At 72.5% G+C, this 218-nt stretch carries 1 protein-coding gene; it reads right to left on the bottom strand.

Translation table 11 applies throughout. The features are described from left to right. A partial coding sequence (locus AOK01_RS44255; RefSeq protein ID WP_169800176.1) for a hypothetical protein occupies nt 1-218 on the bottom strand: 218 nt, incomplete at both ends.

Raw genomic sequence — 218 nt, 5'->3', positions numbered from 1 at the left:
TGCGCACCGCCGCGAGCATCATGAAGAGACCGCACAGCGGCCAGTGGCCCAGCGGCAGGCGGCGGTCACGGGCGTCCACGACGAACTCGTGGTCGTTGGACACGACGGTGTAGCCGGGCAGTTCGTGCAGGGGCGGCGGATTGTCGAGGAAGTCGGCCAGCCGGGGCGCCGACGCGGCGGGTTGCCGTTGCCGTAGTGGCTGCGGCTGCGGCTGCCGG

The sequence above is a fragment of the Streptomyces aurantiacus genome (assembly GCF_001418335.1).
GTDB lineage: Bacteria > Actinomycetota > Actinomycetes > Streptomycetales > Streptomycetaceae > Streptomyces > Streptomyces aurantiacus.
Note: the sequence above shows the minus strand (reverse complement) of the source record. Positions and strands in the feature narration are given on the sequence as shown.